The sequence below is a fragment of the Ruegeria sp. HKCCE4148 genome, from assembly GCF_017872495.1.
GTDB lineage: Bacteria > Pseudomonadota > Alphaproteobacteria > Rhodobacterales > Rhodobacteraceae > Ruegeria.
Map to the genome: position 1 here is coordinate 17,778 of NZ_JAEDOS010000010.1, position 25,128 is coordinate 42,905.

Here is a 25,128-nt window from a genome sequence, read left to right on the forward strand (position 1 = left end):
TTGGGTTATGAAGCTTGATCCAAGACATCTCGAGATTCTTGCCGCTATTGTCGAAGCCGGCGGATTGACCGAAGGCGCTGCTTTACTTGGGAAATCGCAACCCAGTGTCTCCAGAAGCGTCTCTCTGTTGGAGGATAGGGTGGGGGAGCCTCTATTCCTGCCAACCCGAAGGCCATTGCAACCCACTGAGCTGGGACTTGCTTTGGCCCAGGAAGGTCAAAGAATTCTGAGCGCTGGTCGCCATGCAAGCCGTCTTGTCGACGAACACCGTCAAGGTCTTGCCGGTGCAGTACGGGTTGCTGGCACGCCGATCTTCATGGACGGTGTCATCTCGAACGTTATTGCAGAGTTTCAAGCCGAGTACCCCAATATTCGGATCGACCAATCTTATGGATACCCTACCGAGCTTTTGTCCCAGTTGTCCGCCGAAACTCTGGATTTGGCCATTCTCCCTATGCGCCCGGCAGACGTGTCAGATGAGTACGAGTTTCGTCAAATCCTACCGGGTCGAAACGTCATTGCTTGCCGCGTTGGGCACCCATTGGCGCGCAAGAAAGAGGTGAAGCTGGAAGATATCACCGAGTATTCCTGGATTGCGCCACCCGCCAACAGTCCGCTGTTTCGTGATTTGCGAAACACGCTTGATGGTATCGGTATGCGAGACTTCAAAATAAGTTTTACCGGCGGGTCGCTGAGTGCAGTTGTGAACGTTCTAACAGGCTCGGATTCCCTGACTGTTCTGCCGTTTTCAGTGGTCTTCATGATGCAAAGGCAAAAAACTCTGACGGCACTTCCGATAAAAATCGGTGATCCCGATCGTCACTTGGGCTGCGTCACACTAAATGCTCGTAGCACGTCAGCCTCGTCAAACCGTGTGCTCGATTTCATCAAGCAGAAGTTCGAAACGCTTGATCGGTTGATCTGCAGCGCGTCAGGATAGCTCTGAGCGGTCGGCCCTGAAAAAAGCCTGAGAACGAATTCTTCGACGACGTTTTGGCTGCCAATGGAGTCAAAGGTTAATGTCGTTTCACAGTAGATTTTGGGCGATGGATAGTTCTTCCATCAGTGGCATAACCTTGCCATTTTCGCCTTACACCGTTCATCCGGCATCTAAATCGATCTGTTTGATCCTGACTTCCTTTTGGGAAAAAACTGGGCTGATGTGCAGGTCAGACGATAAAGGTGCCTGTTCTGGCTGATTTGCCGCGTGGCGACAGAGGATGGGGGCAAAGCCGTCATTAATCGCGAATGCAGCGAGCCGGCATGGCATGCACTGTCGTGAATTTACGACATCAGTTAGACTGCGATTAGGAGGGTCCTATGCAGCGCCGACTTGCCGCAATCATGGCTGCAGATGTCGTCGGGTATTCGTCGTTGATGGGAGACGATGAAGCGGGGGTATTGTCCGCTCTCAAATTGCTGCGTTCGGAGATTTTTGATCCTACGATCGACAGATATAATGGGCGCATCGTCAAGTTGATGGGAGACGGTGCCCTTGTCGAATTTTCTTCGGTCGTAGATGCCGTAAACTGTGGTGTCGATATTCAGCGTGCTGTGGCCAGGACCGCGCCGACACTTGCCAATGGATCCCGGCTGCAGCTTCGGATCGGTATTAACCTCGGCGATGTCCTGATTGCTGACGGGGATCTTTTTGGTGATGGGGTGAATATTGCTTCGCGTCTTGAAGGTTTGGCCGACCCTGGTGGTGTCGCGGTCTCCGAGAGTGTCGTGGGTCAGGCAATGGGCAAGGTCGAAGCCGCATTTGAAGATCTTGGCCTGCAAAAACTTAAGAACATTGCAGAACCAGTTCGCGTTTTCCGGGTCTTGTACGACGGAGCTTCTACCCCTCGGCGGCTATCAAACAAACGCCTATTGATGGCAATCACATCGGCGCTGATTTGCCTGTGCGCGGTGGGTTTCTTGGCGTGGTGGATCGGAATTGGTCGCGAGCAGTCCAACGTCACGACTTTCGATGACAGGGTAATTTTGGCGGAACCAACTGGCCCGACGGTTGCTGTTTTGCCATTTCAAAACCTTAGCAACACTGATGCTCGCGATTTGTTGGCGATAGGCATTGGCGAAGACATCATCGTTGAACTAGGAAGTTATCAGGACCTCAATGTATTGTCCCGCCAGTCCACCCATACTGTTGATCCGAAAGAAAGTGATCCGCGCAGTATCAGGCAGAAATTCGGAGCGGACTATGTGCTGGAAGGCTCGGTCCGGCAGGTTTCAGAACGCCTTCGCGTGACGGCACGGCTGATCGACACAACATCAGGCCTTCAGGTCTGGTCGGATGCGTATGACGAAAGTCTCACAACATCGAATATTCTCGACGTTCAATTACAAATTACTGAAAAAGTTGCCTCTGCAGTCGGGGACGCCGGTGGCGCGATTAAACGCATTCATGCCGGGCACGCGCGCGCGAAATCTCCTGAACACTTGTCGTCTTATGAATGTTCTCTGATGCGTGTCGGGTTTATGAACAGGCGAGACATTCAAGAGCGCGTCCGTGGTTGTATAGAACGTGTCGTCGAGGACGAACCCGATTATTGGCGCGGCTGGGCGCAGTTATCCGAGGCGCTTCTGACGGACGTCAAGTTCTTTACCGGTTTGTATGACGGCACACAGGACGAAAAAATCGCTCGGGCCGAAGATGCCGCCCGCAGGGCCGTTTCGTTGAATCCGTATTCGGCGCGTAGTCATTACCTGTTGGCTCTTGTTTTGCAGATTCAGCGCGATCTTGATGGGTTTTTCTCATCTGCCGAGACCGCACTCGCGTTAGGGACAGACCGTTATCTGCAGGGCCAGATCGGTTACGAGTTCATTTGGTCCGGGCGTCTGGAATTGGGCGCTGCTCTTGTTGATAACGCAATTGCCCTTGACCCAAATGCAGCAGACCCGAACTGGTTCCAGGCGCTTGCCGAGTATCACTTCCTAAATGAGGATTATGAAACAGCATTGGAAACGTACGGCAAAGGTGCGCAGCCTGATCTGTGGTGGTCGGTTTCGATTGAGGTCGCGATTTTGGCCGAGCTTGGTCCACATAGCGCCGCATTGGCGGCGAGAGACAGGCTCAACAGAATCCGCCCAAATATTAAAATCGCCGATATCGTTTGGATGTACCGGCGTTTTGCGCGACCGGATGAACTTATTCGTCCATTTGTTGAAGCATATAGAGCTGTGGGATTACCCGAAGGACAGTACGCCCCTTTGGAAGTGGAAAACGGAGGTTAACGCGTCTAGCCGCCGGTTCAGAGCGTTTATTGCATCCGACTGCTCACAAAGAACTAAGCACTATTCAGGCACGCCCGCTCTTTGCAGGCTCGCCAACCAGACTCGGCGGTTTTCAGGATGGTTTTTGGACCCTACGAATTGCCTACGCATCGCTGAAATCGACAGTTTTGGGTTAATTTTCAGCGCAGCGTCGACGGCTTTTTGTGCCTCTTCTGGTTTGTTCATTTCGGCAAGAGTGGCGGCGCTCAGCAGATGATGAAACAGCCGCCACGTATTGCTCGTCGCCATTGCGCCCAACTTACGGGCGGCGTCCAGCGCTTCTTCGTAGCGTCCAAGGTGAAACAGGATGTGCCCTTTATAAAAATACATGTTTTGCAACATTGGATCGCGCGGACTGAGTCTGATCGCCATCTCTATCTCGGGCAGGGCGCGATCCTGCATTCTGAACCAATCATAGGTATGCGCCAGTTCCAGTCTAATGCGTGCGTCATTAGGGTTAAGTGCGACGGCGCGTTCAAGGTTAGCGATGGCAGGATCTGCTTCACCGGTAAAGCGGTAGATATAGCCAAGGGCTGCATGCGCCTGCGCGTCCTGATCATCCAACTCAATCGCCCGTTTGGCCGCTTCGGTTGCGGCTATCAGCGTATCCTGAGGAGTGTCTGACCACTGAAAGAAGAAAATCGTGCCCAACGCGCGGGCCAACAGACTGTGTGCCGCAGCGAACCCAGGATCAGTGTCGATGGCTTCCTGCGCAAATGCCACCGCGTCCTGTTGCGCCTCGTGCGAAAAGATCGCCTGCCGGGCCCGACCACGCAGATACAGATCCCATGCCCCCATATCCTGGGTTGGTTTTCCCAGCGATCTCGTTTCGCCAGACTCATAGATTTTGGGTAGCAATTGGCCGGCGATGGCCTGGCTAATCTCGTCCTGTACGTCAAAGATATCTGTCACCTGGCGATCGAAAACCTCGGCCCAGATGGTTTCGGCACTGTCGACATCGATAAGCTCTCCGCTCACGCGCATCTGACCACCCACGCGGCGAACGCTACCGCGGACCACATACTCAACGCCAAGATCGCGTGCGATTTCGAGCGGGGTTGCTTGATCCTTCGCGTAAGAGAACATGGTTGCACTGGACACGACGAACAGTTCGCGATTGCGCGAAAGATGCGCGCTCAGGTCGTCGGTGAGACCATCGACGAAATACTGCCCTGTTCTTTCGCCCCCAATGTTGTCAAACCGCACGATAGCCAAAGAGGGCTTTCCATTGTCCGGCAATCTCTGTCGGTCGGCAAAAAAGGAGATTGAGAACAGCGCTATGGCCAGACCCGGCAGAGCACCCGCGATGAGAAGGCCGGTTTTCGGCGTGTTGGCATCACGCTCGGGCAGGGCGTCATCCGATTCAACCGGGGCCATAAATTGAAACCCGCGCTTGGGGTAGGTTTTGATATAATCCGAATTTGCCGCGGTGTCTCCCAAAGCCTTGCGTACGGACCGGATGCGCGTGTTCAAGGCAGCGTCTGTGATTGCGGCCCCACCCCAAATCTCGTCAATAATCTCGTGTTTGCTGACGATCCTGTCTCGGTTCCTGACCAGAAACTCAAGCAATTGCAGGGCCTGTGGTTCCAAAGGAACAGGTTGGCCAAGGCGGTTCAAACCCTGCGTCGGATCAAGTCGGAACTCCAAGAAACGGTACATACTGCAACCTACACCCCGCTTTATCCTTGGCTCAACGAAGTTTGGGGATTGTCAGAAGAATGTCAGAAAAAATCAGCTTCTGATCAAGCCCGACGTGCCTGCTGCAACTAGCGTTTACTTGGCTAACGCTCTTTTGCTTTGCCCAACACTTTATGGAGATAGGATATGGTACACTTAAAAACACTTTGCGTAGCGGCTGCTGTAGCCCTGGCGGGAAGCCCTGCATTCGCTCAATCTGATCTTGAAGCGGCATTGAACAATGGAGCCGAGCGTCTCGATGCTGAACAGATCGCGGAACTTTTGATCGGCAAAACCGTCACAGCCACGTCCGGAGAGAAGACGTTTCGCTTCTTCTATGACCCGAATAACATCGTGAGCGGAGAGCTGACGAACGGTGGTTGGAGCGGAGCGGGTGCCTTTGCCATCACAGACACAGACAAGGTTTGCGTTTCAATGGTTGCCGACAAGGGGCGCTACCGCTGTATGACTGTGCTGCGTGTTGGGGGCTCGATACAAAAATTCAATGCCGACGGAAAAAGAACTTTCGAACTTCACAGCTTTGAGCCTTCTACCGGTCTCTGAGGCAGGCTCAGTCTGGTTGTAGTGCAGCAGCAGCCATCTTTTGAATGACGAGCTGTGGCAACTAATATCCAACCTCGACGGGATTTGCGCAGACAACGAACACCCAATATTTTATTGAGATCTCGAGCAAAAAAATCGGGAATTTTTGAATAGGGTGCTGTCGGAAGCCAATTCTGAAACGCCTTCGCAAGTCGATGATCGCCGCTCAAAAAACGGCCCAAGCTCGGTCTCTTTCGCCAAGGTTGTTCGCCCCATAGCGATACCACCCACCGCGATCACAGTGTTTCTACGTAAAGGTCAGCCTCCAGCTCTGGATTGTGCGCACAAAGCTAAGGTGGCGCGCATCGCTGCGGCGGAAACCAGAATGTGTCGTAAACCGTCGGCTCATCGCGAAAGTGAAACCGGATCACGGATCGCTTGTCGGGCAAGGCACCGACTTGAAGGACGCTTTGGCATTTCCACACCATCTTGGATGCCAATGCGCATGCCAGTGCCACCTCGGCTTCGATGTTCTGCTGTGCTCAAAACCCCAATGCCTTGATGACAGGTTCCTTTGCTGTCGCATCGGGCGTTGCCGCCAATCTACTAGGGCAAGAAATCTGGTTACCTCTCGGGCCGCCCGTGCCTGCGTTTTGGTTTCTAACGTTTGGCTTTCATCTAGCGATCCAAACGTGAAATTGGCTTGGTGAAAGGCCTCGACTGCTATGCAAAAATTGCAAAGCGAGTATTCGAGAAATCTTGGTAGTCGGAATCGCGATGCTCTCATATATGCGTCCGGTAAATGAAACTCCTGATGAGGACCAAGACGATGGCAAAAGAAATCAAAGATGCGTTCAGCCTCTTGAGCCTGATCGCTGCAACCGCCCTGCTGATTGGTGTGCATGCCTGGATTTATGTTCAGTAATTCAAACCTAACCACGATTGATCTGATGAATGCAGATTGATTTGATTGGAACAGGTTGGCTGCATGGCCGTTTGCGAATGAAAAAGGAGCCCGAAGCCCGGGCTCCTTTCTTTGTTTCTAGTTGAATCCATTACCGGCTGAGCAGCAGTTCCGGAAGCCAGAGCGACAATGACGGGACAAAGGTGGTCAGCATCAGCGTCGGCAACCAGGCGAACACGATGAAGATCAACGTTGGCCACAGCATCTTGGACACGGACGTGTCGCAAATCTGCGCACCGAGATAGAGCAACGGCGCCGTCGGAGGCGTGATGTTGGCCATACCAAGATTGACACCGATGATCGCAGCGAAGTGGATTGGATCGACACCTACACTTTGGGCAATCGGCAACAGGATTGGCGTGGCCAAGAGCAAGCCCGAGATATCGTCCATCAGCATGCCGATCAGGATCATGACCACGTTGATCATCAAAAGGATCACGATCGGATTGTCCGATACCGAGTAAACCATATCCTTGGCCAACTGAGGCGCACCCTGCGAGATCAGGTTGTCCGAAACGATCAGCACCATAAAGATCATGACCATGACCACACCGATCGTCACACCCGAAGTCTGGATGGTCTGAGCAAGCGTTTTCCAGGTTAGCCCACGATAGAAATAGATCGCAACCGGGATAGCATAGCATACCGCAATGCCTGCGGCCTCGGTCGGGGTCATGACCCCGCCATAGATTCCACCCAAGATAATGATGGGCATCAAGAGCGCTGGACCCGCCAGACGGCCCTGACCCAAGAGCGCGGGCATGAACGGATCTGGACGCTCCTTCAGTTGAATGTCGTCATACTTCCGCAACATGAACTGGTTGGTGACAATCAGAAGAGTTATCAGGATGATCGCCGGAATCACGGTTGACAGAAAACACTTGAGCACGTGCTGTTGCGCCACCCAGCCATAAAGAATGTGCGACGAGCTGGGCGGGATCAAAAGGCCCAAGGGTGCTGCACTGACGATAAGCGCCGCCGATTGCCCGCCAGGATAATTCGCCTTTTTCAGATGCGGCATCATGATACCGCCAATGCAGGTCAGTGTCGCATTCGCACTCCCCGAGATCGAGCCGAAGACCCCACAGGCCAGTACGGAGGCCGCATTCAGGCCGCCCTTTATGTGGCCGATGAACATCTCGGCCAGCGCCACAAGGGGGGCTGCGATTTTACCTTTTTCCATGATGCCGCCAGCGATCATGAAGAGTGGGATTGCCAACAGCACCAGCGAACGGATTCCAGTCGCACCGGTCGGCAGATAGCCGGTAATGGACTGATCCCCAACAATGGCAATAAAGATCAGAACCGATCCAAAGGCCACGTAGACGCTGACACCGAGCAGCAGCATTAGGCAGACGATAATCAGGCTTCCGGTGATAATCATTTGGCGGCTCCTTTCATCGTCTCAGACCGAAGGGGCAACCCAAGGCCTTTTCGGATGTGCACGTAGAGATACGCAGCGGTGAACATCGCCATGAAGCCGAAGGCACACATGATCGCAATGCGCCAGGTGACAAACGGAATGCGCAACACCGGGGTGGACCGTAGTCGCGGGAACGAGAAGTCGTCCAGCAGCGAAACATAGCAGGCGTAAAAGAGAAACAAGATAACCACGAGTTCAACCAGCAACACCACGAAGCTGCGCCACCAAATCAACCGTTGATTATGTATTACAATGCTGAGGATATCAGCGTTGATGTGCAGATTGCGGGCAGAAGCCAGAACGGCACCGGCAAAAAAACCGACAATGGAGAAGGCCAAAAGCCATTCCTCATAGGCAAAAAGGTCGCCTCCAAAGCCGTATCTGATCACGACAACAGCGCCAAAGGTGAATGCCATCAAGAACCCGCAGAACATTACGAGCTGTCTACAAACGAACGCGATCACCTTCATAGGATACCCAATGATTGGCGGAAGTTCGTCTGTGATTTTTTGTGGTTTGCCCTCGTCTTCATCGCCGACGAACCGCGGCAAGCCGTCTTCGTCATTCGGCATATCTGTCCCCCCCATTTTGACATTTTTTTGAGGAATTAGCAAAAAAAAGGGCCGGCAAATATGCCGGCCCTTCCGTGGTCAGGTTATCAGTTCTTCGCCGCCAGCAAGCGATCGATCACGTCCTGGCCGACGCTTTGGGCCATCATAGGCCAGATGTTTTCCTGGATATGAGCGGCCATGGCAGCCTGCTCTTCGTCGCTCAGGCTCAGGATTGTGTAGCCCTTGTCGATAAGCTTCTGTCCAAAGGCCGCGTCATTGTCGCGGTTATACTGGAAGAAGTCATCCGAGGCCTTGGTCATCGCGGCCTGAAGCGCTGCACGCTGCTCATCGTTCAGCTTATCCAGCGTGCGCTGTGACGCGTAGAATGTGGTCAGTTCCGAGATCGAGTTGTACTCGACAAAGTGCGTACCAACATCCGACTGGGCGAAGATCGAGTAGGTTGCCGTCTTGGTGCAGCAGATTGCGCCATCAACGATACCTGACTGGATCGCGGGGAAGATATCACCCCACGCCATGGTCGTGGCCTGGTAACCAAGCGCTTCCACCATGGCTTTCACGGCGGGCGACGACCAAACACGAATGTTCATGCCTTTGTCGTCGAAGTTGTTCCAGTTGGTCGGTTCCTGCGTGGCCACGATACCCACAAACCCTTCGGGATTTTGGGCCATGACCCTCACGCCGTACTCGTCGGTGATTTCCTGCAAGATCTGATTATACTCAGAATCCATGTTGCGCATGATGTTGTCCATGTCGTCCCAGCCCCCTACAAGGAACGGCATCGACAGGAACTCCAGGCGCGGGTCGGTATCGGCATAGATAAAGGCCGCAGCCAGATCGATATTGCCCCGCGCAACATCTTCGAACAGCGCTTCGCCCGAACCAAGCTGGTTGGCTGGGAACACCTCGATTGTCAGGCCGACATCTGCCGCTGCAACATCTGCGGCGACCTGCTCCATCATCTTGGTACCTTGGTGATCAATTGGAAACACGCCGGCAAAGCGCAGCTTGACATCGTCAGCAATTGCGGCAGTCGACATCAGCGCGCTCATTGCACCAACCACGATGCCCGTGGTTAATTTCGCAAAGTTCATGGAATACTCTCCCTGTTGACGTTTGTTCGTTCAGATATTTTTGCTGACCTTAGCTGGTCAATCTGTCCGGCCAGCCTAAGCAAACAAATTGCACAGTGCAATTTGATTCACGTCTGCTGGTTTTTTTGATTTTAGCCCCTCCTTCAGTTGATTTTTTTGAGTAACTCTTGGTTTCGCAGCTCGTGGCAACAAGGCTTTGCTTCATCATTGTCGGGAAAGCGCGATTGTTTGGCCGGGCTTGGCCGCAAGGGCGATATGCCTGTGCTTCGCGGCCAGGGTGGCATCCAGTGTATCGTTAAAGGCCATCATGTCTCATGTAGTCGCTGTAGTCGGTCCACGTGTCCGGCCTGCAATGTATCCCCTTGACTCATGCGGACCTGCCCTCGAAGCCGTCGAGGAAAGACTGCAGGTTTGCGCCCAATTCATTGCAGAGATACCCGCCTTCCTGCACGATCACGGTAGGCAGGTTGAGCGCTGCCAGCATCCTTGCCATCTTGGCAAATCCAGGTGTCGAAACCGCCAGACCACCAAAGGGGTCGCCTTCGAAGGCATCAAGTCCAAGGGCTATGACGATTGCACCGGGCGCGAAGTTCCTGACGACGTTCAAACCTTCGTTCAGACCCTTCATAAACCCGTCATCCCCGGTGCCACGTAAGAGCGGTATGTTCAAATTGTATCCGTGCCCCGCGCCTTCACCGACCTCATGAGCGTGACCCCAGAAGAATGGATAGAACCGCGCCGGGTCCGCGTGGATAGACAGGGTGAATACGTCGTTACGTTCGTAAAAGATGCCTTGCGTTCCGTTGCCGTGGTGCAGGTCAACATCGATGATCGCCACGCGGTCATGAGTTTGCCGTAGGTATTGTGCAGCAATAGCGCTGTTGTTGAGATAACAGAATCCGCCAGCTAGATCGCTAAAGCAATGATGCCCCGGCGGCCGGCAGAGCGCATAGGCCACGTTGTCCCCGTCCAATACTGCCTGGGTTGCGCTCACGGCGCAGTTTGCGGACCAGCGCGCTGCTTCCCAGGTGTGTGCACCGATAGGGCAGGACATGTCGGTGACGTGAAATCCTGCCTGACCGACTGCCGACAAGGGATAGCTGGCCGTGCGGCGATCCGGGTGGATATTCGGGAATATCTCGGGCGTGGCGTCGGGAATGCGCGCCCACCGTTCATAAACCGTCGACAGGAACTTCAGGTAGGCCGGAGTGTGTACTGCCGCGATCGGAGCTAGGCCATGATCAGTCGGGGCGTGCACAGCGTGACCGCCCGCCGCGACGCCTGCAAGTAGGCGCTCCAACCGCTCAGGTTTTTCGGGGTTGGGTTGCATAACTCCGTTAACCAGAAACCCGCTGGGATTATGCTGGCCCTGCTGTTTCTGGTCAGAAAAGACTTTCATGTGTCAGAACCCTACCTTGTCTGCCCCTTTAAGACCGAGCATCGCGCGCGTCTCGTCAGGTGTTGCGATCTCGTATCCCAGCTCCTCCAGAACCGACCGGATTTTAGTGACCTGTTGAGCGTTGCTGGTAGCAAGTTGCCCGCGTTCGATCATCAGGCTGTCTTCAAGACCAACACGCACATGCCCACCCAGGATGGCGCTCATAGTGCCCAGTGGCATCTGCTGTCGCCCTGCGGCAAGCGCCGAAAACTCGTAGGCGTCGCCCAACAATCGGTCAGCCGTTTCCTTCAAATACATCAGGCTGTGCGGGCTGGCGTCGATCCCGCCCAGTACACCCATCACAAATTGCAGAAAGACCGGTGGCACAATGCTCTTTTGCTTCAGATAGAACGCCAGCGTCTGAATGTGCCCCACATCGTAACATTCACATTCAAACCGCGCGCCACCAGCATCGCCCAGCATTCGAAACACGGTTTCTATGTCATGGAATGTATTCTTGAACACAGTGTCGCGTGTGTTCTCCAAAAAGGACTCTTCCCAATCATGGGTCCAATCGGAATAGCGATCCTTCATCGGGAAGAGGCCGAAATTTATGGAGCCCATGTTGAGCGAACACATCTCGGGCGCCAGTTCCACGGGGGCCGAAAGCCGCTGTTCCACACTCATCTGTGAGCTGCCGCCCGTGGTCAAGTTTATAACCGCGTCACTCGCGTCCTTGATCCTTGGCAGGAACTGGCGAAAGACATTGATATCCGCGCTTGGGCGGCCGGTGTCGGGGTCGCGCGCATGCAGGTGTAAAACAGATGCGCCAGCTTCTGCTGCCTCAATTGCAGACTTAGCTATTTCGTCAGGCGAAACCGGCAGGTGTGGGCTCATGGTCGGCGTGTGGATCGAGCCTGTCACGGCGCAAGTCAGGATAATTTTTTGCGCCATGGGTCAAACCTCCAATGCACATTCACGGGCAAAGTCCCGGAGACTGTCGTCGAGTATGTTCAGGATTTCGTTGATCTGCGCTTCGGTCGCGATCAAAGGCGGGCAAATCAGGAAATGATCGCCCTCAACACCGCCGCGAGTGCGGCGCGAATAAGTGATCAGGTTGCGCTCGTAGCAGATTTCCACGAACCGTTCATAGGCGTTCAGGTCCTTGGGCAATGGTGACATGGTGTCCCGATCCGAGACCATTTCAAAGGCGGTTAGCAGGCCTTTTCCCCGCACATCACCGATGAACGGGTGACGCGCCATGAGGTCCATGAGCCCCGCCATCAGGATTTCGCCCATGATCCGCGCATTGGTCATCACGTCCAGCCGGTCGATTTCGTTCAGAACAGCCAACCCAGCGCTGCATGCGAGCGGGTTACCGGCATAAGTGTGGCCGTGGGCAAATCCGCCGCTGTCCAGCACGGTTTCAACCATCGCTTTGTCGGCGATCATGGCCCCCAACGGGGCATAGCCTGCGCCAAATCCCTTGGACAGGGCCACAAGATCGGGGCGGATGTTCCAGTGCTCCGAAGCCAGAAACGTACCAGTGCGTCCGACACCAGACATGACCTCGTCCATGATCAGCAGGACGCCAAATTCGTCGCAGATCTCGCGCACCCGCCCATAGTAGCTGTCGGGCGCAACCAGCGCCCCGGTAGATGCACCGCCCACCGGTTCCATGGCAAAAGCCAGAACCGTGTCGGGCCCTTGTGCAATGATCTCATCCCTTAGCATCTCGGCATATTTCAGACCACGATCGTGGTCGGACAGGTTGTCGCGGTCCAAATAGCAAGTGGGCGCAGGAATTTTCGGCATTTCCTTGAAAAGCGGCGCAAACGCGTTCGTCAGCGGCCCGTATCCGGTAATCGCCAGCGCGCCCAAGGTAGAACCGTGATAAGATGGAAAGCGCGAGATGACTTTCCACCGACTGGCTTGCCCATCAGCAACCGCCCATTGCCGCGCGAATTTCACGCAAGACTCCACGGCCTCGGACCCGCCAGAAACAAAAAAGACCTTGTCCAGGCCTGCCGGTGTGCGATCTGCGATGGCTGTGGCCAGGTCTTCTGCTGGGGCGTTCTCAAAATGTAGACGATAGGCAAAGGTTGCGCTGTCCATCTGCGCCTTCATTGCAGCCAGAACATTGGGATTTGAATGGCCAATATTGCTGACCATCGCCCCGGACGAACCATCAATATAACGCTGGCCGTTCTTGCCCCAAATATAGATTCCTTCTGCGCGATCGACCTCGGGGCGGCGCGCGCGACTTTGATAGAAAAGGTTCGATGCCTTCACGGTTTTTCTTCTTTGACAGGTGTGGCGATGCAGGAGCGATACCCAACCTTGTGTTGGATTCTTTTATAGGGCAAATAGATAATGAGAATTAAGCATATTGATTGAATCAATGGATAACGCCGCTGAACAGGACAAATTGATCCGCGAGCTGGATTGGAATCTGCTTCGCACCTTTATGGTCATTGTTCAGGAAGGCAGCATCACCCTGGCGGCCCAGCGCCTGATGCGGCGACAACCTTCCGTCAGCCAAGCCCTGAAACGTCTTGAGACACGGCTTGGAATGCCGCTGATTGATCGCAGCCCATCGCATTTCCGCATCACACCAGCCGGGCAGACACTGTACCAGGAATGTCTGGACATGTTTGGAAGCCTGGCGCGGGCTATCCAAAGCGCACAGGGAACGGAAGACATCGTGACGGGTACCGTCAAACTCGCGCTTCTCAGTAGGATTGAAAGCGATTTTTTTGATGCGATACTGGCGGACTTTCATCGCCAATTCCCCGAAGTCAGCTTTGATATTGAGGTTATGTCCAGCAAAGCCGTCAGGCAGGCGGTTCTTGAAAAATCCGCGACACTTGGCGTCTGCTTGGTGCATGACACCCATCCAAGTCTGCAGCATGAGGTTCTTTATCGGTCCTACTTTGGGTTCTACTGTGGTCCCAGCCACCCATTGTTCGGGCAACGCGATCTGAAACTCGACGACTTGCGAGACCATTCGTCGGTTTCATTCCGGACAGACCAGCTTTGGGATGCGTTACGTCCGGTGGCGTTGCTGCGCGCGCAGCACAAGCTCGACAACAAAGTGATCGGTTACACTTCTGACCTGGGCGAGGCACAGCGGATGATCGGCGCGGGGCTCGGGTTTGGCCCTCTGCCTGTTCACATCGCCGAACGCTTCGTCAATCGCGGCGAACTGTGGCGTTTGCCACCTTATGAAAATGCGTTGGCAATTGATATTCATCTGGTGCACCACAAAAGCGCCCGCCTGAATCGCGCGGAAAAAGCACTGCTTGACATGTTTCGAAACCGGCTTGCATCGGTGCCGCTTGAACAGCGCAGCTACAATCCAACCGAAACAATCGAGCCAAGGATCCAAGAGGGGTAAGCCAAACAATGACATCAAGTGACACCCTGTCTCTGCTGGCTTGTCAGATCGAAATCCCCGCCACCAAGAGCGCCGCCGCGAGAGACAGACATCTTGCGGAAAGCGCCGCAAAAGTGCGAGATCAGCTCAGCCGCCGGAACGTGGACCTCGTGGTTTTGCCTGAGCTATCCAGTATCGATTATGCCCGCTCGGCCTTCGACCGGCTCAATGAGATCGCGGAACCCCTGGAAGGCGCTTCTTTTGAAAAATGGCGCGAGGTCGCCAAAGAATTCGGTGTCCATGTCACTTACAGTTTTGCGCGCCGGGGGGCATTGGGGACGCATATTTCAATTGCGGTCGTCAACCCGGACGGTGCGCTGACCGGCTATTACGACAAGCTTCACCTTTGCCAATATGGCGCTTCGATGGAGAAGGAATATTTTGACGCTGGGGATCACATATTCACATTCAAAATCAATGGAATAACTATCTCTCCAATCATTTGCTACGATATCCGAATTCCCGAACTGGCACGCACCCTGACACTAAGGCACGACGTCGATCTCATCCTGCATTGCGGGGCATATTATCGCGACGAGTCCTTCGAAACCTGGCACAATTTCGCCATGGCGCGCGCGATGGAAAATCAGATCTTTTTCTTGTCCCTTAACCGGGCCGGAGAAACCTGGGGCAATTCGATCTTCTGTTGGCCTTGGATGGATGAAAATATTCTGCCTGTGCGGTTTGCCGAAACAGCTGAAGATTTCCGTCACGTGACCATCAACAAGGGCCAGCTCTTACAAGCAAGAAAAGACTATACATTCCTCAAGGACCGACTGGCGGATTATGATGCACTGTGAAGGGTCAGACAGTCTTTTGTTGGCGGTTGCGAAACATAGGTTAGGTTTCGAATGACACAGGTTGCCATCTCTCCGGTGACGCTCGACAAAATAAACGATCTGGATTTTGCGCTAAGGGCGTTGTCGGCTGAAATGAACGACAGGCACGTCGCGAATGTTGACGTTTTGAAAGCTGCATTTGTTGGTAACCATCCGGCCTTCAATGCTTTGCTCGCCTACAATGAAGCCGAGGTCGTCGGCGCAATTGTTTGGACGCCAGTGTTTTCAACGACCAAGGGGGGTGGCGGCTTGTTTGTAAGTGATCTTTGGGTTTCCTCTTCGGCGCGAGGGCGAGGTATTGGAAACAAACTGTTGTCTCGTGCGGTTTTCGATGCGGACAAATCTTCAGGCGCGTGCTTCCTTAAACTGGCGGTCCATCGCACCAACCCTTCTGCTCTTGCCTACTACACCCATATCGGTTTCAGAGAAGAAACGGACATGAGGGCAATGATCCTCGAAGGTGCTCCTTTGCGGAGTTTAAAGAACTTCTGAAGGCGAGTTGCGACGAAGTCGTCAAGTCGATCAACCAATTAAGGCTGTCGCGATGGTGGTTTTGGAAAGCTAAAGAGGGTGCGTCGCGTATCTTGCAAAAAGACACTTTTGCGCAATCGAACGACAAAATGAAGTTGGTTGTCAAAGCATGAATTTGATCCGAAGCGCCAATTGATTCACACTTTGTTAACAATTTTTGCCCGCGTCTCAGACGCTGCGCAAAATCCGATGATGAGCAGCCTTGGCGTCAAAACCGATTGCTGACGAGATCTTCGTCAAATCGGTAAAACACGGCGCGAAATTTCAAGAAAGTATACGTTCAACCACGCGCCGCCCGAATTCATGTGTCGGTCCTTCCCAATACGGACTGAGGCGACCGCCGTCATAGGCAGGCGACAGGCGCCCCTGCTGCAGCAGTTCGAGCATACCAAGATCCTCTCGGTTGAGATCATCCCACATTTGCATGAGTTCGGCCCTTGCGTTGGCATGGTCCTCTGACGTCGCAGCATCTCCGATCAGGAAAACATGCAGCTCTTCACGCGTTTTGTTCGGTGCAATTGGATAACTTACTAGAACTGTAAATTGGTCTGGGAAGACTTCGGCGGCGAAATGTGGGAAGCATAAGAACCAAAGACCGCGTTTGGCATCTTCTTGTGACAGATCGGGATAGTGCGGCAGACGATCACCGCGCCCTTCACCCAATTCAGGAAAGATGTAGTCGTTGTAGAATACGTGTTGGTCCCATTCACCCGACCACCGCACGTTCATCGGTGCAAACTTCAAAAGTTTGGGATGCACGGCAAAGACATGATAGCCCTCCATGTAATTCTCGTAGACCAACTTCCAATTGGCATTGACTTCGAAATCGATTTTCCCGGCCCAGCGGATCGATGTGAAATCATAACCCGGCGTACGTGCAAGCATCGGTTTCAACCAGTCCTCCAGCGGCTCTGCATCCCCTGAGATATTGACGAAAACACAGCCGTTCCAGACCTCGCACCGGACCTCTTGTAGATCGAGCTTGTCGCCACCTCCGTCTTTGAAGTGGTCCGTTATATCCGGTCCGTTGAAATGGGGCCGTGCTCGCAGCTTGCCGTTCAGACCATAAACCCAGGCATGATATGGGCAAGTCAGGGTTGATCTCTTGCAGGGTTCAGTGACAAGTTTTGCGCCACGATGCCGGCACACATTGTGCAGTGCGCGAATGGCTCCGTCCTGGTCGCGTAGGATGATCAGTGGCGCACCACCAATGTCGACCGGTTTCATGTCGCCGCGCTCGGGCAATTCCGCGTCAGCCCCCGCAAATACCCACGACCTGCGAAAGCAATGCTCCTGCTCCAATGCCAACCATTCTTTGGACCAATAGGCTGCATTTGGAAGGCCGCTGGCTTCCTCAATCGGGGCAAATGTCTGGACTAACCCTTCTTCACCCAGCAATGCCTTAACCTTTTTGAGGATCGGTGTATCGGGGAACTGGCCACTCATGAGGCCTCCATTCGGATAATTCTTGCGCAACTGGGAAAATTATGCACGGTAAATTTTCATGATCGTCAAGAAAAAACTTCAAACACGCAATCAAGAGTCGCTCAATAAGTTGGGTGAAGACTTACGCGCCCTGCGCAAAGCACAGAACATGACCCTGAACGACCTGTCTGAAACTTCGGGGCGCTCGGTTTCGTTTCTGTCAAAGATTGAACGCGGTCTGGCCCGACCCTCAGTCACGGCGCTGCAGGAGGTCGCCGAAGCACTTGGAGTACCTGTCGGATGGTTCTTTGAGACCGATGGCCCAGCTCCCGCCGAAGAACGCCCCTTTGTCGTGCGCGCCGACAGGCGTCGCAAGCTGACCTATTCCGGGCTTTCAGGGACAGACTATATGGGGTTCGAAGATCACTTGCTGTCCGCCAGCCTTGACCGGCAGCTGGCGATGGGCATTTCCACCTATGAGCCCGGAGGCAGCACCGGCGACGACCTCTATACCCATGAAGGGGAAGAGGCCGGGATGGTGCTGAAGGGTGAAATCGAACTGACCTTGGATAGCCAGGTCTTTCGCCTTCAGGCTGGTGATAGCTTTAGCTTTTCCGCTGACATCCCACACCGTTACCACAATCCCGGCAAAGTCGAGGCCCAGGTCGTCTGGGCCAACACTCCCGTTACCATGAAAAGACAATAGATGACTGAACACACGCGTGTTGTTGTAATCGGTGGCGGCAATATGGGGGCGAGCGTCCTGTACCATCTGGCAAAAGAAGGATGGACAGACGTTGTTCTTGTTGAAAAGGCCGAGCTGACATCGGGGGCCACTTGGCATGCGGCGGGGCTGGTCAGCCGAATGACGGCGGGCCATGCGTTGGGGATCTGTCACGATTATGCGGTGGATCTGTATAAAACCATTGAGGATGAGACCGAGCAGGGCGTCAGCTGGCACAATTGCGGGTCCTTGCGCGTGGCCGCGACCGAGGATCATCGTGCCTGGCTGATGCACACGCGTGACGCGGTACTGGCCCGTGAGCAGGAGTGTCGCTGGGTTACTCCCGAAGAAATCGCCAAGCTGAACCCGATCTATGACACGTCGCATATCATCGGCGGGATTTATACGCCCGATGACGGCCATGTTGATCCGTCGGGCACCTGTCAGGCGATGGCCAAGGGCGCGCGGATGCGGGGGGTCAAAGTGCTGCGCCGCAACCGGGTGACGGATGTGCAGCAGATGCCCTCGGGCGAATGGAAGGTGGTGACCGAGCAGGGCGACATCATCTGTGAGCATGTGGTCAATGCCGGTGGATACCATGCGCGCCAGATCGGGGCCTTCAGCGGGCTCGACCTGCCGATTGTCCCGATGCAGCACCACTATGTGGTCACCGATGCGGTGCCCGAGTTCGAGGCGATGGGTCATGAAATCCCCGTCACCCGCGATGATTACTTCACCGGCTATCTGCGCCGCGAACAGGGTGGGGCGCTGATCGGGCTTTATGACACCCATGATGCGCTGGCCAAATGGCGCGATGGCTGCCCCTGGGACAGCGAGAACGAACTGTTTGAACCCGACTATGACCGTATTATGCCGTGGTTGGAGAAATGCTTTGAACGCTATCCCTGCCTGATGGAGCGCGGCATCAAACGCATCGTCAATGGCGCAATCACATATACACCTGACGGGCACCCGTTGGTCGGGCCTGCGCCGGGCTTGCGCAATCATTGGCTGGCCTGCGGTGCGACCGTGGGCATTGCCTGGGGGCCGGGACTGGGCCGGGCGCTGGCGCAATGGATGGTGCATGGCACGGCCGATATCTCGATGCGCGGGTTTGATCCGCGTCGGTTCCATTCGCGCGTTGATAAAGATTACACCTATCAGCGCTGCCGCGAAAATTACATGACGCGCCTGTCGTTGCCTTATCCACAGTTGCAATATGAAACCTGCCGCGAGATCCGAACCTCTGGCGTGCATGACAGAACCAAGGCGCTGAACGCGGTGTTTGAGGAAGCGGGCGGATGGGAACGCCCGCGGGTCTATGGCAAACCGGAATGGGATGGCAAAGAACCGCAATCATGGAAGCGTGGCCCGTCGTGGGAGGCTGCGCTGGCCGAGGCGCTTGCGGTGCATGAAAGCGTCGGCATTGGCGACTTCTCGGCCTTTTCCAAGTTCGAAATCACCGGACCCGAGGCCGAGGCCTATCTGAACCGCCTTTGTGCGAACAGAATGCCGAAAAAGGTGGGCGGCACGTGCCTGACCCTTTTGCTGAATGAACGAGGCACGATTGAGGGCGAGGCAACGATTGCCCGGCTGGCCGAAGATCGGTTCTGGTTCGTCACCGGCGGCCCCTCAGAGCGCCGGGTCTGGGACTGGATCACGGTTCATCAGCGCGGGTCCGAAGACGTGACGGTCAGGAACCTGTCCGATGACTGGGGTATCCTGACCGTGGCCGGACCCAAGGCGCGCGCGGTGCTGGGTCAGCTCAGCGATGCGTTTCTGGAAAACTCCGATTTCAGGTGGCTCAAGGCGCGCGAAATCGCTGTGGCGGGCATCCCGCTGATCGCGATGCGCCTGTCATTCTCGGGCGAACTGGCGTGGGAACTGCACGCAAACTTGGACCAACTTGGCGAGCTTTGGGATGCGGTTTGGGACGCGGGCAAACCCCATGGCATGGTCCCGTTTGGATCGAAGGCGGTGGAAATGATGCGCATGGAAAAGGCCTATCGCGGTGGGCATGAACTGGCCAATGACACCAGTCCCGTGCACACCGACCAGATGCGCTTTGTGAAATTCGACAAAGAGTTCATAGGCAAAGACGCGCTGCGCAACCTCGCCGAAACCGGCAGCAGTTCGGTTATTGCGTATCTCGACATTGAGCTGGTGGACACAGACGTGCTGGGCGGCGAGGCGGTTTATTTGGATGGCGAGAAAGTAGGGTCGGTTTCCTCAGGCGGGTTCGGCCCGGTAACTGGTCGCAATCTGGCCTTTGCCTTTGTCAAACCAAAGGCAGCGAACCCCGGTACGGCGCTGGAGGTGATCGTATTTGGCCAGATGTGCAAAGCCAAAGTGCTGGCCGATGCGGTGTTCGATCCGAAAAACGAAAGGTTGAAGGTATGAACACTCCTACTGACTTTGGCAAAGCGATACTGCCAGCGCCCGAAATCGATTGGACCAAACTGAACGATTACCGCATGGGCCGCATCCGCGAGGCCATGGCCGAACGGGACGTGGAACTGGCTGTCATTACCAACCCGCTGACCATGCGCTATGCGGTGAATTACCATGAATACATGCAGTTCCAGGCGCGTATCCCGCTGATGATGCTGTTTGTCTTTGCCGACGGCCCGGTGGTCTTCAGCGGCGCGTTCATCAAGGATCTGGACCATGTCACGGAATACATCCCAATGTTCGGGCTTGCGCCATTCCTTGCGGGCTTTGATCAGGTGGAGAATACGCGCAAATTCGTAGACTTCGTCCGCGGCCGTTTGGCCGGCAAAGGGCGTTGCCGTGTGGCGCTTGACCGTTTGGACGCCTCTGCTGTTCAGGGCTTGATGCAGGCCGGGTTCGAGGTCGTCGACGCGCCCGGTTTTCTGGAAAAGTCCCGCTCGATCAAATCAGAGGAAGAAATTACGCTGTGCCGCTATGCAATCGAAGTGGCGCAGCTGGGTATCGCCCGGATGCGCGAAGCCTTCCAGCCCGACATTTCGGAAAACGAGCTGTGGAGCATCCTGAGCCAGGTCAACATCGCCCATGGCGGCCTGTGGTCCGAAGCCCGCATGTTGGCCTCGGGCGAGCGGACAAACCCCTGGCTGCAAGAGGCAGGCGAACGCCGCGTTCAAAAAGGAGAGCTGATGGGCTTTGACACCGATATGGTCGGCCCTTTTGGCTATATGTCCGACATTTCGCGCACTTGGTACTGCGGCGAAGGGAAGGCGCCAAACGCATTCCGAGACCTCTACAAACGCGCTCTGGACGAAATCGAACACAACAAGGCCAATGTGCGACCCGGTGTGTCGTTCAAAGAACTGGTGGACAAGAGCTTCCGCCACCCTGAAGAATTCCACGCGCACCGCTATCCGTGCATCATGCACGGTGTGGGGATGTGCGATGAATACCCCTATGTTCCCTACCCGCAGGACTGGGACGACATTGGCTATGACGGGATCATAGAGGAAAACATGATGATCTGCGTTGAGGGGTATGTTGGATCAGATCGAGGCGGCAGCGGCGTCAAGATCGAGCATCAGTTTCTGGTTACCGCGACAGGTCTCGAACAGCTCGACAGCTATCCTTACGACGAAAACCTGTTGAATTAATAGCCGATGAGAGTTCTGACCGACTGACAACAATTAGGTTGCCAGAGCGTGGTCGCGAGTTTTGCGTGAATCACCAGTGGCTAGGTGAGCGGCCGCACTGCTGCGTTCAGTGTCATGCCGACGCTCAGAACTACTGACGCGAATGCACGCGGAAACAAGTCCCAAAGTACTTGGTGGGCTTTCACTAGGCCTCATTTGCGCGGAGGATTGATGGCTGCTTCGCTTTGGCCGCAGTATGATGAAAGAAATACTTGCGACAGTATTTGCCTGGGAAGATACCCAAACCTGAACCAATGCCTCGGTTCCTGCTGTAAAAGCAGCAAGTTGCCTACAGAGCTGACCGTTTTTTCAATTTGCGATCCTCACGGTATTGAGGTTTCAGCGACGTATTCTGATAGGACTGCTCGGCTACCGTTTTGCCATATCTCAGACACCGTGGACGTAAAGGCATCGGCAAAACGTGTATTGCGCCCAATCTCACCATAGTACTGGGCTTGTTGCAGCCAACACTCTGGGTCAGATCGGGACGCTAATGCGGTTTTTTGCAAGTTCTGCCATTGCGGGTCATTGGGCACGATTTCAGAGCCGTCTTCCCGAACACCGGCACACATTCGGCACCAAAACGCTTCGGCCAGCGCCAGCCCGTTCACAGAAGATCCAGACGCCAATGCGTCGCGCAGCGATGGCAGCAGGAACCCTGGGTGTCGTGCCGATCCGTCAAACGCAACCCTGCGCGTCGTATCGTGAATCGCGGTGTTCGCAAATCGCGTCTCGACCAGCTCAAGATACTCTTTCGCGGTGGTTCCGGGAACGGCGTCGACATGAGGAAGAATTTCTTCGGATTGAACCTTTCCGAAAAAAGCCAGGATGTCCGAATCCTGCATACAGTCGGAAATCGTCGGGACGTTCAAGATTTCCCCGACATTTGCAAGCAGTTGGTGTCCTCCGTTCAAAATCCGCAGCTTCATCGTCTCATAGCTGTGAACATTGTGAGTCAGCGTCACCCCGACCTGTTCCAATGGCGGCCGACCTGCGCAAAAGTCATCCTCGATCACCCACTGGCGGAAGTTCTCGTGCGAGACCGGAGCGCGGTCATCGATGCCAAGTGCCCTGCATTGAGATACTACTTGTTCCGTCGTCGCCGGCACGATGCTGTCGACCATCGAGTTTGGGAACGCGCCGTTTTGGTCGATCCAGTCGGCCAGATCAGGATCGGACATCCGCGCCAAACCTACAACGCAGTTTCGCAGGATTGTCCCGTTGCCCTGAAGGTTATCGCAGCTCAGCGCCGTGAAGGGGGTGATGCCTTTCATTCGTCGTTGTCTGAGGGCTGCAACCATGGCTCCGAAAACTGTGCGTGGTTGATTTGGGTTGGCCGCGTCATGACGAATGTCTTCGTGATGTGTATCGAAAGCGCCGGTATTGGCGTCCAGATAGTACCCGCCTTCGGTAACAGTTAAGGACACAATACGGATGGAAGGGTCTGCCATCTTGACGGTCAGCGCTGTGTTGCCCGGCTCAATCGGCAGGTAGTCGATCATCGGACCAATCACCTCGGCTGATACGCCGTTCGGATTCAGCTCGATCAGCGTTGTCAGGCAATCCTGCTCCAGCAGCTTACTTCGCATTTCGGCGTCGTAGCTTCGAACACCTGCGCCGATGATCGCCCAATCGCGGGCCTGACCTTGCTGCATAAGCTGGTGAATGTACCAGGCCTGATGCGCGCGGTGAAAATTTCCCAACCCGATATGCACTATGCCCGGCGTCAGATCCGAGGGGGCATATGCAGGTGTCCTGACTGTTACGGGCAGGTCTTCAAGCCTGTCACGCCGCAATCGTACCGGAGTTTTTGCGTTCGCCACGGGGTCCATCAGCTCATCCAGTTCCCACCATCGACGTTGTAGGTTTGTGCGACAATGTATTTCGCATCGTCCGACGCCAAAAACACCGCCATGCCGGTCAGGTCTTCGGCGCAACCCATTCGGCCATACGGCACAGATGCTGCCACTTCGCGTTTCTTTTGACCGGGGGCTTTGCCTTCGTATTTCGCAAAGAAAGCATCCACTCCGTCCCAGTGCTCGCCGTCAACCACGCCTGGAGCTATTGCGTTCACATTGATCCCATGAGTGACCAGGTTCAGCCCGGCAGATTGGGTCAGAGATATGATCGCGGCTTTGCTGGCGCAGTATACCGCGACCAAGGGCTCGCCTCTGCGCCCGGCCTGCGACGCCATGTTGATGATCCGGCCCTTGGTGCCGTGTTCGATCATATGGCGCGCGACCGATTGCATTGTGAACAATGCACCAGCGACGTTGATGTCGAAAACACGGGTGTAGTCGGAACGCTCGATCTCAACGATTGGTGCGGCCGTGAAGATGGCCGCGTTGTTGATGAGGATGTCGATGGGGCCAAGGCAGGAGGCTGTTATGGCGACGGCCGCGTCTATGCTCTGCTGTTTGGTCACGTCCATCTCGATTGCAATTGCATCCTCGCCAAATTCGGCGGCTGCGACCTGCGCGCGTTGAAAATCGATGTCAGCGATGGCAACACGTGCGCCCTCGGCCACATAGGCCTTGGCAAAGGCCAGCCCGATGCCCCTTGCGGCCCCGGTGATCAGGGCGGTTTTGCCTGCCAGACGTGTCATTCGATACGCAGACCTTGCGCGTCAAACCGGTGGATTACATCCGTCCGTGGGGTCAGGTGAATGCGATCTCCGTGACGAAATCCAACCTCGCCATCTGCACGGACGGTGATTGTTTCTGCCAGACCGGTTTCGTGCACGTGGAAAAAGGTATCCGATCCGAGATGCTCCGAGACGCTCACAACGCCGGACCAGTCCCCTTCGGTTTCAGAAACCCCAATATGTTCTGGTCTGATCCCGATGGTTTGAGCGCCGTGTTTTGCGGCCTCGGGCCCTTCAATGAAGTTCATCTTCGGTGAGCCAATGAAACCTGCCACGAACAGGTTGCGGGGCGATCGGTACAGCTCTAGCGGGCTTCCAACTTGCTCGATGACACCGGCTTGTAGAACGACGATCTTGTCGGCCATTGTCATCGCCTCGACTTGGTCGTGGGTCACGTAGATCATGGTGGTCGCAAGTCGCTCGTGCAGCTCGCTGATCTCCAACCGCATGCCAACCCGTAGCGCGGCGTCGAGGTTTGAAAGCGGTTCATCGAACAGAAACGCGGCCGGCTCGCGGACAATCGCACGCCCGATGGCGACACGCTGCCGCTGACCGCCGGACAATTGCCCGGGGCGTCGATCCAAGTAGTCGGTCAGGTTCAAGACGCTGGCTGCGCCTTCGACACGCTTGTCGATCTCGGCTTGATCCAGTTTCGCCATACGCAGAGGAAAGGCGATGTTCTTGCGTACCGTCATGTGTGGGTACAAAGCGTAGGACTGGAACACCATTGCCAACCCTCGTTTTGCGGGTGGGACATCAGTGGCGTCCGCACCGTCGATGTCGATGGAGCCCGAGGTGATATCCTCCAGCCCTGCGATCAGACGCAATAGCGTGGACTTACCGCAACCCGAGGGGCCGACGAAAACGGTGAACTCGCCATCCTCAATGGTCAGGTCAAGCGGTGGAATGACCTGCACGTCGCCGAAGCTTTTGGTCACGGACTTGAGTTGAATACGTCCCATGTGTC

Annotated in this window: 20 protein-coding genes; 9 read left to right on the forward strand and 11 right to left on the reverse strand. The window is 55.1% G+C overall.

The features are described 5' to 3' along the window. Positions 1-7 precede the first annotated feature (7 nt). On the forward strand, positions 8-940 hold the full coding sequence (locus I9187_RS18865; protein ID WP_171238427.1) for a LysR family transcriptional regulator: 933 nt from the start codon (positions 8-10) through the stop codon (positions 938-940). A gap of 380 nt (positions 941-1,320) precedes the next feature. Beyond that, complete coding sequence (locus I9187_RS18870; RefSeq protein WP_171238426.1) at positions 1,321-3,237, forward strand: adenylate/guanylate cyclase domain-containing protein; 1,917 nt, start codon at positions 1,321-1,323, stop codon at positions 3,235-3,237. 60 nt (positions 3,238-3,297) lie between these two features. Here I9187_RS18870 and I9187_RS18875 read toward each other — a convergent pair whose 3' ends face one another. Then, positions 3,298-4,935: a winged helix-turn-helix domain-containing protein gene (locus I9187_RS18875; protein WP_209509728.1), complete on the reverse strand. Its 1,638-nt coding sequence runs from the start codon at positions 4,933-4,935 to the stop codon at positions 3,298-3,300. A 165-nt stretch (positions 4,936-5,100) separates the two neighbouring features. On the opposite strand from I9187_RS18875, the gene I9187_RS18880 reads away from it, so the two are divergent. Next, positions 5,101-5,517, forward strand: a complete 417-nt coding sequence (locus I9187_RS18880; RefSeq protein WP_171238424.1) for a hypothetical protein — start codon at positions 5,101-5,103, stop codon at positions 5,515-5,517. 1,034 nt (positions 5,518-6,551) lie between these two features. Here the strand turns inward: I9187_RS18880 and I9187_RS18885 are convergent. The 6 genes from I9187_RS18885 to I9187_RS18910 all read right to left on the reverse strand — a co-directional run bounded on the left by I9187_RS18885 (position 6,552) and on the right by I9187_RS18910 (position 13,216). After that, entirely contained in the window at positions 6,552-7,844 is a 1,293-nt protein-coding gene (locus tag I9187_RS18885) for a TRAP transporter large permease (protein WP_171181766.1), read from the reverse strand. Then, on the reverse strand, positions 7,841-8,455 hold the full coding sequence (locus tag I9187_RS18890) for a TRAP transporter small permease subunit (RefSeq protein WP_171238423.1): 615 nt from the start codon (positions 8,453-8,455) through the stop codon (positions 7,841-7,843). Before I9187_RS18890 ends, I9187_RS18885 begins: the two co-directional genes overlap by 4 nt. A gap of 86 nt (positions 8,456-8,541) precedes the next feature. After that, entirely contained in the window at positions 8,542-9,546 is a 1,005-nt protein-coding gene (gene dctP, locus I9187_RS18895; protein WP_171238422.1) for a TRAP transporter substrate-binding protein DctP, read from the reverse strand. Between the two features lie 367 nt (positions 9,547-9,913). Beyond that, positions 9,914-10,945 carry a histone deacetylase family protein gene (locus I9187_RS18900; RefSeq protein ID WP_209509729.1) on the reverse strand — a complete coding sequence of 344 codons (1,032 nt, stop codon included), beginning with the start codon at positions 10,943-10,945 and terminating at the stop codon, positions 9,914-9,916. Positions 10,946-10,948: 3 nt separating this feature from the next. Next, complete coding sequence (locus tag I9187_RS18905) at positions 10,949-11,878, reverse strand: 3-keto-5-aminohexanoate cleavage protein (protein ID WP_171238420.1); 930 nt, start codon at positions 11,876-11,878, stop codon at positions 10,949-10,951. A 3-nt stretch (positions 11,879-11,881) separates the two neighbouring features. Next, on the reverse strand, positions 11,882-13,216 hold the full coding sequence (locus I9187_RS18910) for an aspartate aminotransferase family protein (protein ID WP_209940294.1): 1,335 nt from the start codon (positions 13,214-13,216) through the stop codon (positions 11,882-11,884). Positions 13,217-13,325: 109 nt separating this feature from the next. Here I9187_RS18910 and I9187_RS18915 point away from each other — a divergent pair, with 109 nt between their 5' ends. Genes I9187_RS18915 through I9187_RS18925 form a run of 3 tightly spaced genes read left to right on the forward strand, consistent with a single transcriptional unit; the run spans position 13,326 to position 15,691 of the window. Continuing rightward, positions 13,326-14,321: a LysR family transcriptional regulator gene (locus tag I9187_RS18915; RefSeq protein WP_171619890.1), complete on the forward strand. Its 996-nt coding sequence runs from the start codon at positions 13,326-13,328 to the stop codon at positions 14,319-14,321. An 8-nt stretch (positions 14,322-14,329) separates the two neighbouring features. Further along, the gene (locus tag I9187_RS18920) at positions 14,330-15,160 is read left to right on the forward strand and encodes a carbon-nitrogen hydrolase family protein (protein WP_171238418.1); all 831 of its coding nucleotides are present in this window, start codon (positions 14,330-14,332) and stop codon (positions 15,158-15,160) included. Positions 15,161-15,211: 51 nt separating this feature from the next. Then, complete coding sequence (locus I9187_RS18925) at positions 15,212-15,691, forward strand: N-acetyltransferase (protein ID WP_171238417.1); 480 nt, start codon at positions 15,212-15,214, stop codon at positions 15,689-15,691. A gap of 303 nt (positions 15,692-15,994) precedes the next feature. Here the strand turns inward: I9187_RS18925 and I9187_RS18930 are convergent, their stop codons facing one another. Continuing rightward, positions 15,995-17,176, reverse strand: coding sequence for an aromatic ring-hydroxylating dioxygenase subunit alpha (locus I9187_RS18930; RefSeq protein ID WP_171619888.1), 1,182 nt, complete (start codon positions 17,174-17,176; stop codon positions 15,995-15,997). Positions 17,177-17,234: 58 nt separating this feature from the next. On the opposite strand from I9187_RS18930, the gene I9187_RS18935 reads away from it, so the two are divergent. The 3 genes from I9187_RS18935 to I9187_RS18945 are packed head-to-tail and all read left to right on the forward strand — an operon-like array spanning position 17,235 to position 21,478. After that, positions 17,235-17,861, forward strand: a complete 627-nt coding sequence (locus I9187_RS18935; protein WP_171238415.1) for a cupin domain-containing protein — start codon at positions 17,235-17,237, stop codon at positions 17,859-17,861. Continuing rightward, positions 17,862-20,279: an FAD-dependent oxidoreductase gene (locus I9187_RS18940; protein ID WP_209509731.1), complete on the forward strand. Its 2,418-nt coding sequence runs from the start codon at positions 17,862-17,864 to the stop codon at positions 20,277-20,279. Next, on the forward strand, positions 20,276-21,478 hold the full coding sequence (locus I9187_RS18945) for a Xaa-Pro peptidase family protein (protein ID WP_171728181.1): 1,203 nt from the start codon (positions 20,276-20,278) through the stop codon (positions 21,476-21,478). Before I9187_RS18940 ends, I9187_RS18945 begins: the two co-directional genes overlap by 4 nt. 362 nt (positions 21,479-21,840) lie before the next feature. On the opposite strand, the gene I9187_RS18950 is transcribed toward I9187_RS18945, so the two are convergent. The 3 genes from I9187_RS18950 to I9187_RS18960 are packed head-to-tail and all read right to left on the reverse strand — an operon-like array spanning position 21,841 to position 25,123. Continuing rightward, the gene (locus I9187_RS18950; RefSeq protein WP_171728180.1) at positions 21,841-23,349 is read right to left on the reverse strand and encodes a mannitol dehydrogenase family protein; all 1,509 of its coding nucleotides are present in this window, start codon (positions 23,347-23,349) and stop codon (positions 21,841-21,843) included. Continuing rightward, positions 23,349-24,122 carry an L-iditol 2-dehydrogenase gene (locus I9187_RS18955; protein ID WP_171728179.1) on the reverse strand — a complete coding sequence of 258 codons (774 nt, stop codon included), beginning with the start codon at positions 24,120-24,122 and terminating at the stop codon, positions 23,349-23,351. The genes I9187_RS18950 and I9187_RS18955 overlap by 1 nt, the downstream gene beginning before the upstream one ends. Beyond that, on the reverse strand, positions 24,119-25,123 hold the full coding sequence (locus I9187_RS18960) for an ABC transporter ATP-binding protein (RefSeq protein ID WP_171619879.1): 1,005 nt from the start codon (positions 25,121-25,123) through the stop codon (positions 24,119-24,121). The genes I9187_RS18955 and I9187_RS18960 overlap by 4 nt, the downstream gene beginning before the upstream one ends. Between the last annotated feature and the right edge of the window lie 5 nt (positions 25,124-25,128).

What these genes read in the sequence shown, in the direction of transcription:
- I9187_RS18870 (WP_171238426.1), top strand. Translation starts at nt 1,321, where the DNA reads ATGCAGCGCCGACTTGCCGCAATCATGGCTGCAGATGTCGTCGGGTAT.
- I9187_RS18875 (WP_209509728.1), bottom strand. Translation starts at nt 4,935, where the DNA reads ATGTACCGTTTCTTGGAGTTCCGACTTGATCCGACGCAGGGTTTGAAC.
- I9187_RS18935 (WP_171238415.1), top strand. Translation starts at nt 17,235, where the DNA reads ATGATCGTCAAGAAAAAACTTCAAACACGCAATCAAGAGTCGCTCAAT.
- I9187_RS18945 (WP_171728181.1), top strand. Translation starts at nt 20,276, where the DNA reads ATGAACACTCCTACTGACTTTGGCAAAGCGATACTGCCAGCGCCCGAA.
- I9187_RS18890 (WP_171238423.1), bottom strand. Translation starts at nt 8,455, where the DNA reads ATGCCGAATGACGAAGACGGCTTGCCGCGGTTCGTCGGCGATGAAGAC.
- I9187_RS18955 (WP_171728179.1), bottom strand. Translation starts at nt 24,122, where the DNA reads ATGACACGTCTGGCAGGCAAAACCGCCCTGATCACCGGGGCCGCAAGG.
- I9187_RS18900 (WP_209509729.1), bottom strand. Translation starts at nt 10,945, where the DNA reads ATGAAAGTCTTTTCTGACCAGAAACAGCAGGGCCAGCATAATCCCAGC.
- I9187_RS18940 (WP_209509731.1), top strand. Translation starts at nt 17,862, where the DNA reads ATGACTGAACACACGCGTGTTGTTGTAATCGGTGGCGGCAATATGGGG.
- dctP (WP_171238422.1), bottom strand. Translation starts at nt 9,546, where the DNA reads ATGAACTTTGCGAAATTAACCACGGGCATCGTGGTTGGTGCAATGAGC.
- I9187_RS18930 (WP_171619888.1), bottom strand. Translation starts at nt 17,176, where the DNA reads ATGAGTGGCCAGTTCCCCGATACACCGATCCTCAAAAAGGTTAAGGCA.
- I9187_RS18905 (WP_171238420.1), bottom strand. Translation starts at nt 11,878, where the DNA reads ATGGCGCAAAAAATTATCCTGACTTGCGCCGTGACAGGCTCGATCCAC.
- I9187_RS18925 (WP_171238417.1), top strand. Translation starts at nt 15,212, where the DNA reads ATGACACAGGTTGCCATCTCTCCGGTGACGCTCGACAAAATAAACGAT.
- I9187_RS18950 (WP_171728180.1), bottom strand. Translation starts at nt 23,349, where the DNA reads ATGGACCCCGTGGCGAACGCAAAAACTCCGGTACGATTGCGGCGTGAC.
- I9187_RS18920 (WP_171238418.1), top strand. Translation starts at nt 14,330, where the DNA reads ATGACATCAAGTGACACCCTGTCTCTGCTGGCTTGTCAGATCGAAATC.
- I9187_RS18960 (WP_171619879.1), bottom strand. Translation starts at nt 25,123, where the DNA reads ATGGGACGTATTCAACTCAAGTCCGTGACCAAAAGCTTCGGCGACGTG.
- I9187_RS18915 (WP_171619890.1), top strand. Translation starts at nt 13,326, where the DNA reads ATGGATAACGCCGCTGAACAGGACAAATTGATCCGCGAGCTGGATTGG.
- I9187_RS18880 (WP_171238424.1), top strand. Translation starts at nt 5,101, where the DNA reads ATGGTACACTTAAAAACACTTTGCGTAGCGGCTGCTGTAGCCCTGGCG.
- I9187_RS18865 (WP_171238427.1), top strand. Translation starts at nt 8, where the DNA reads ATGAAGCTTGATCCAAGACATCTCGAGATTCTTGCCGCTATTGTCGAA.
- I9187_RS18885 (WP_171181766.1), bottom strand. Translation starts at nt 7,844, where the DNA reads ATGATTATCACCGGAAGCCTGATTATCGTCTGCCTAATGCTGCTGCTC.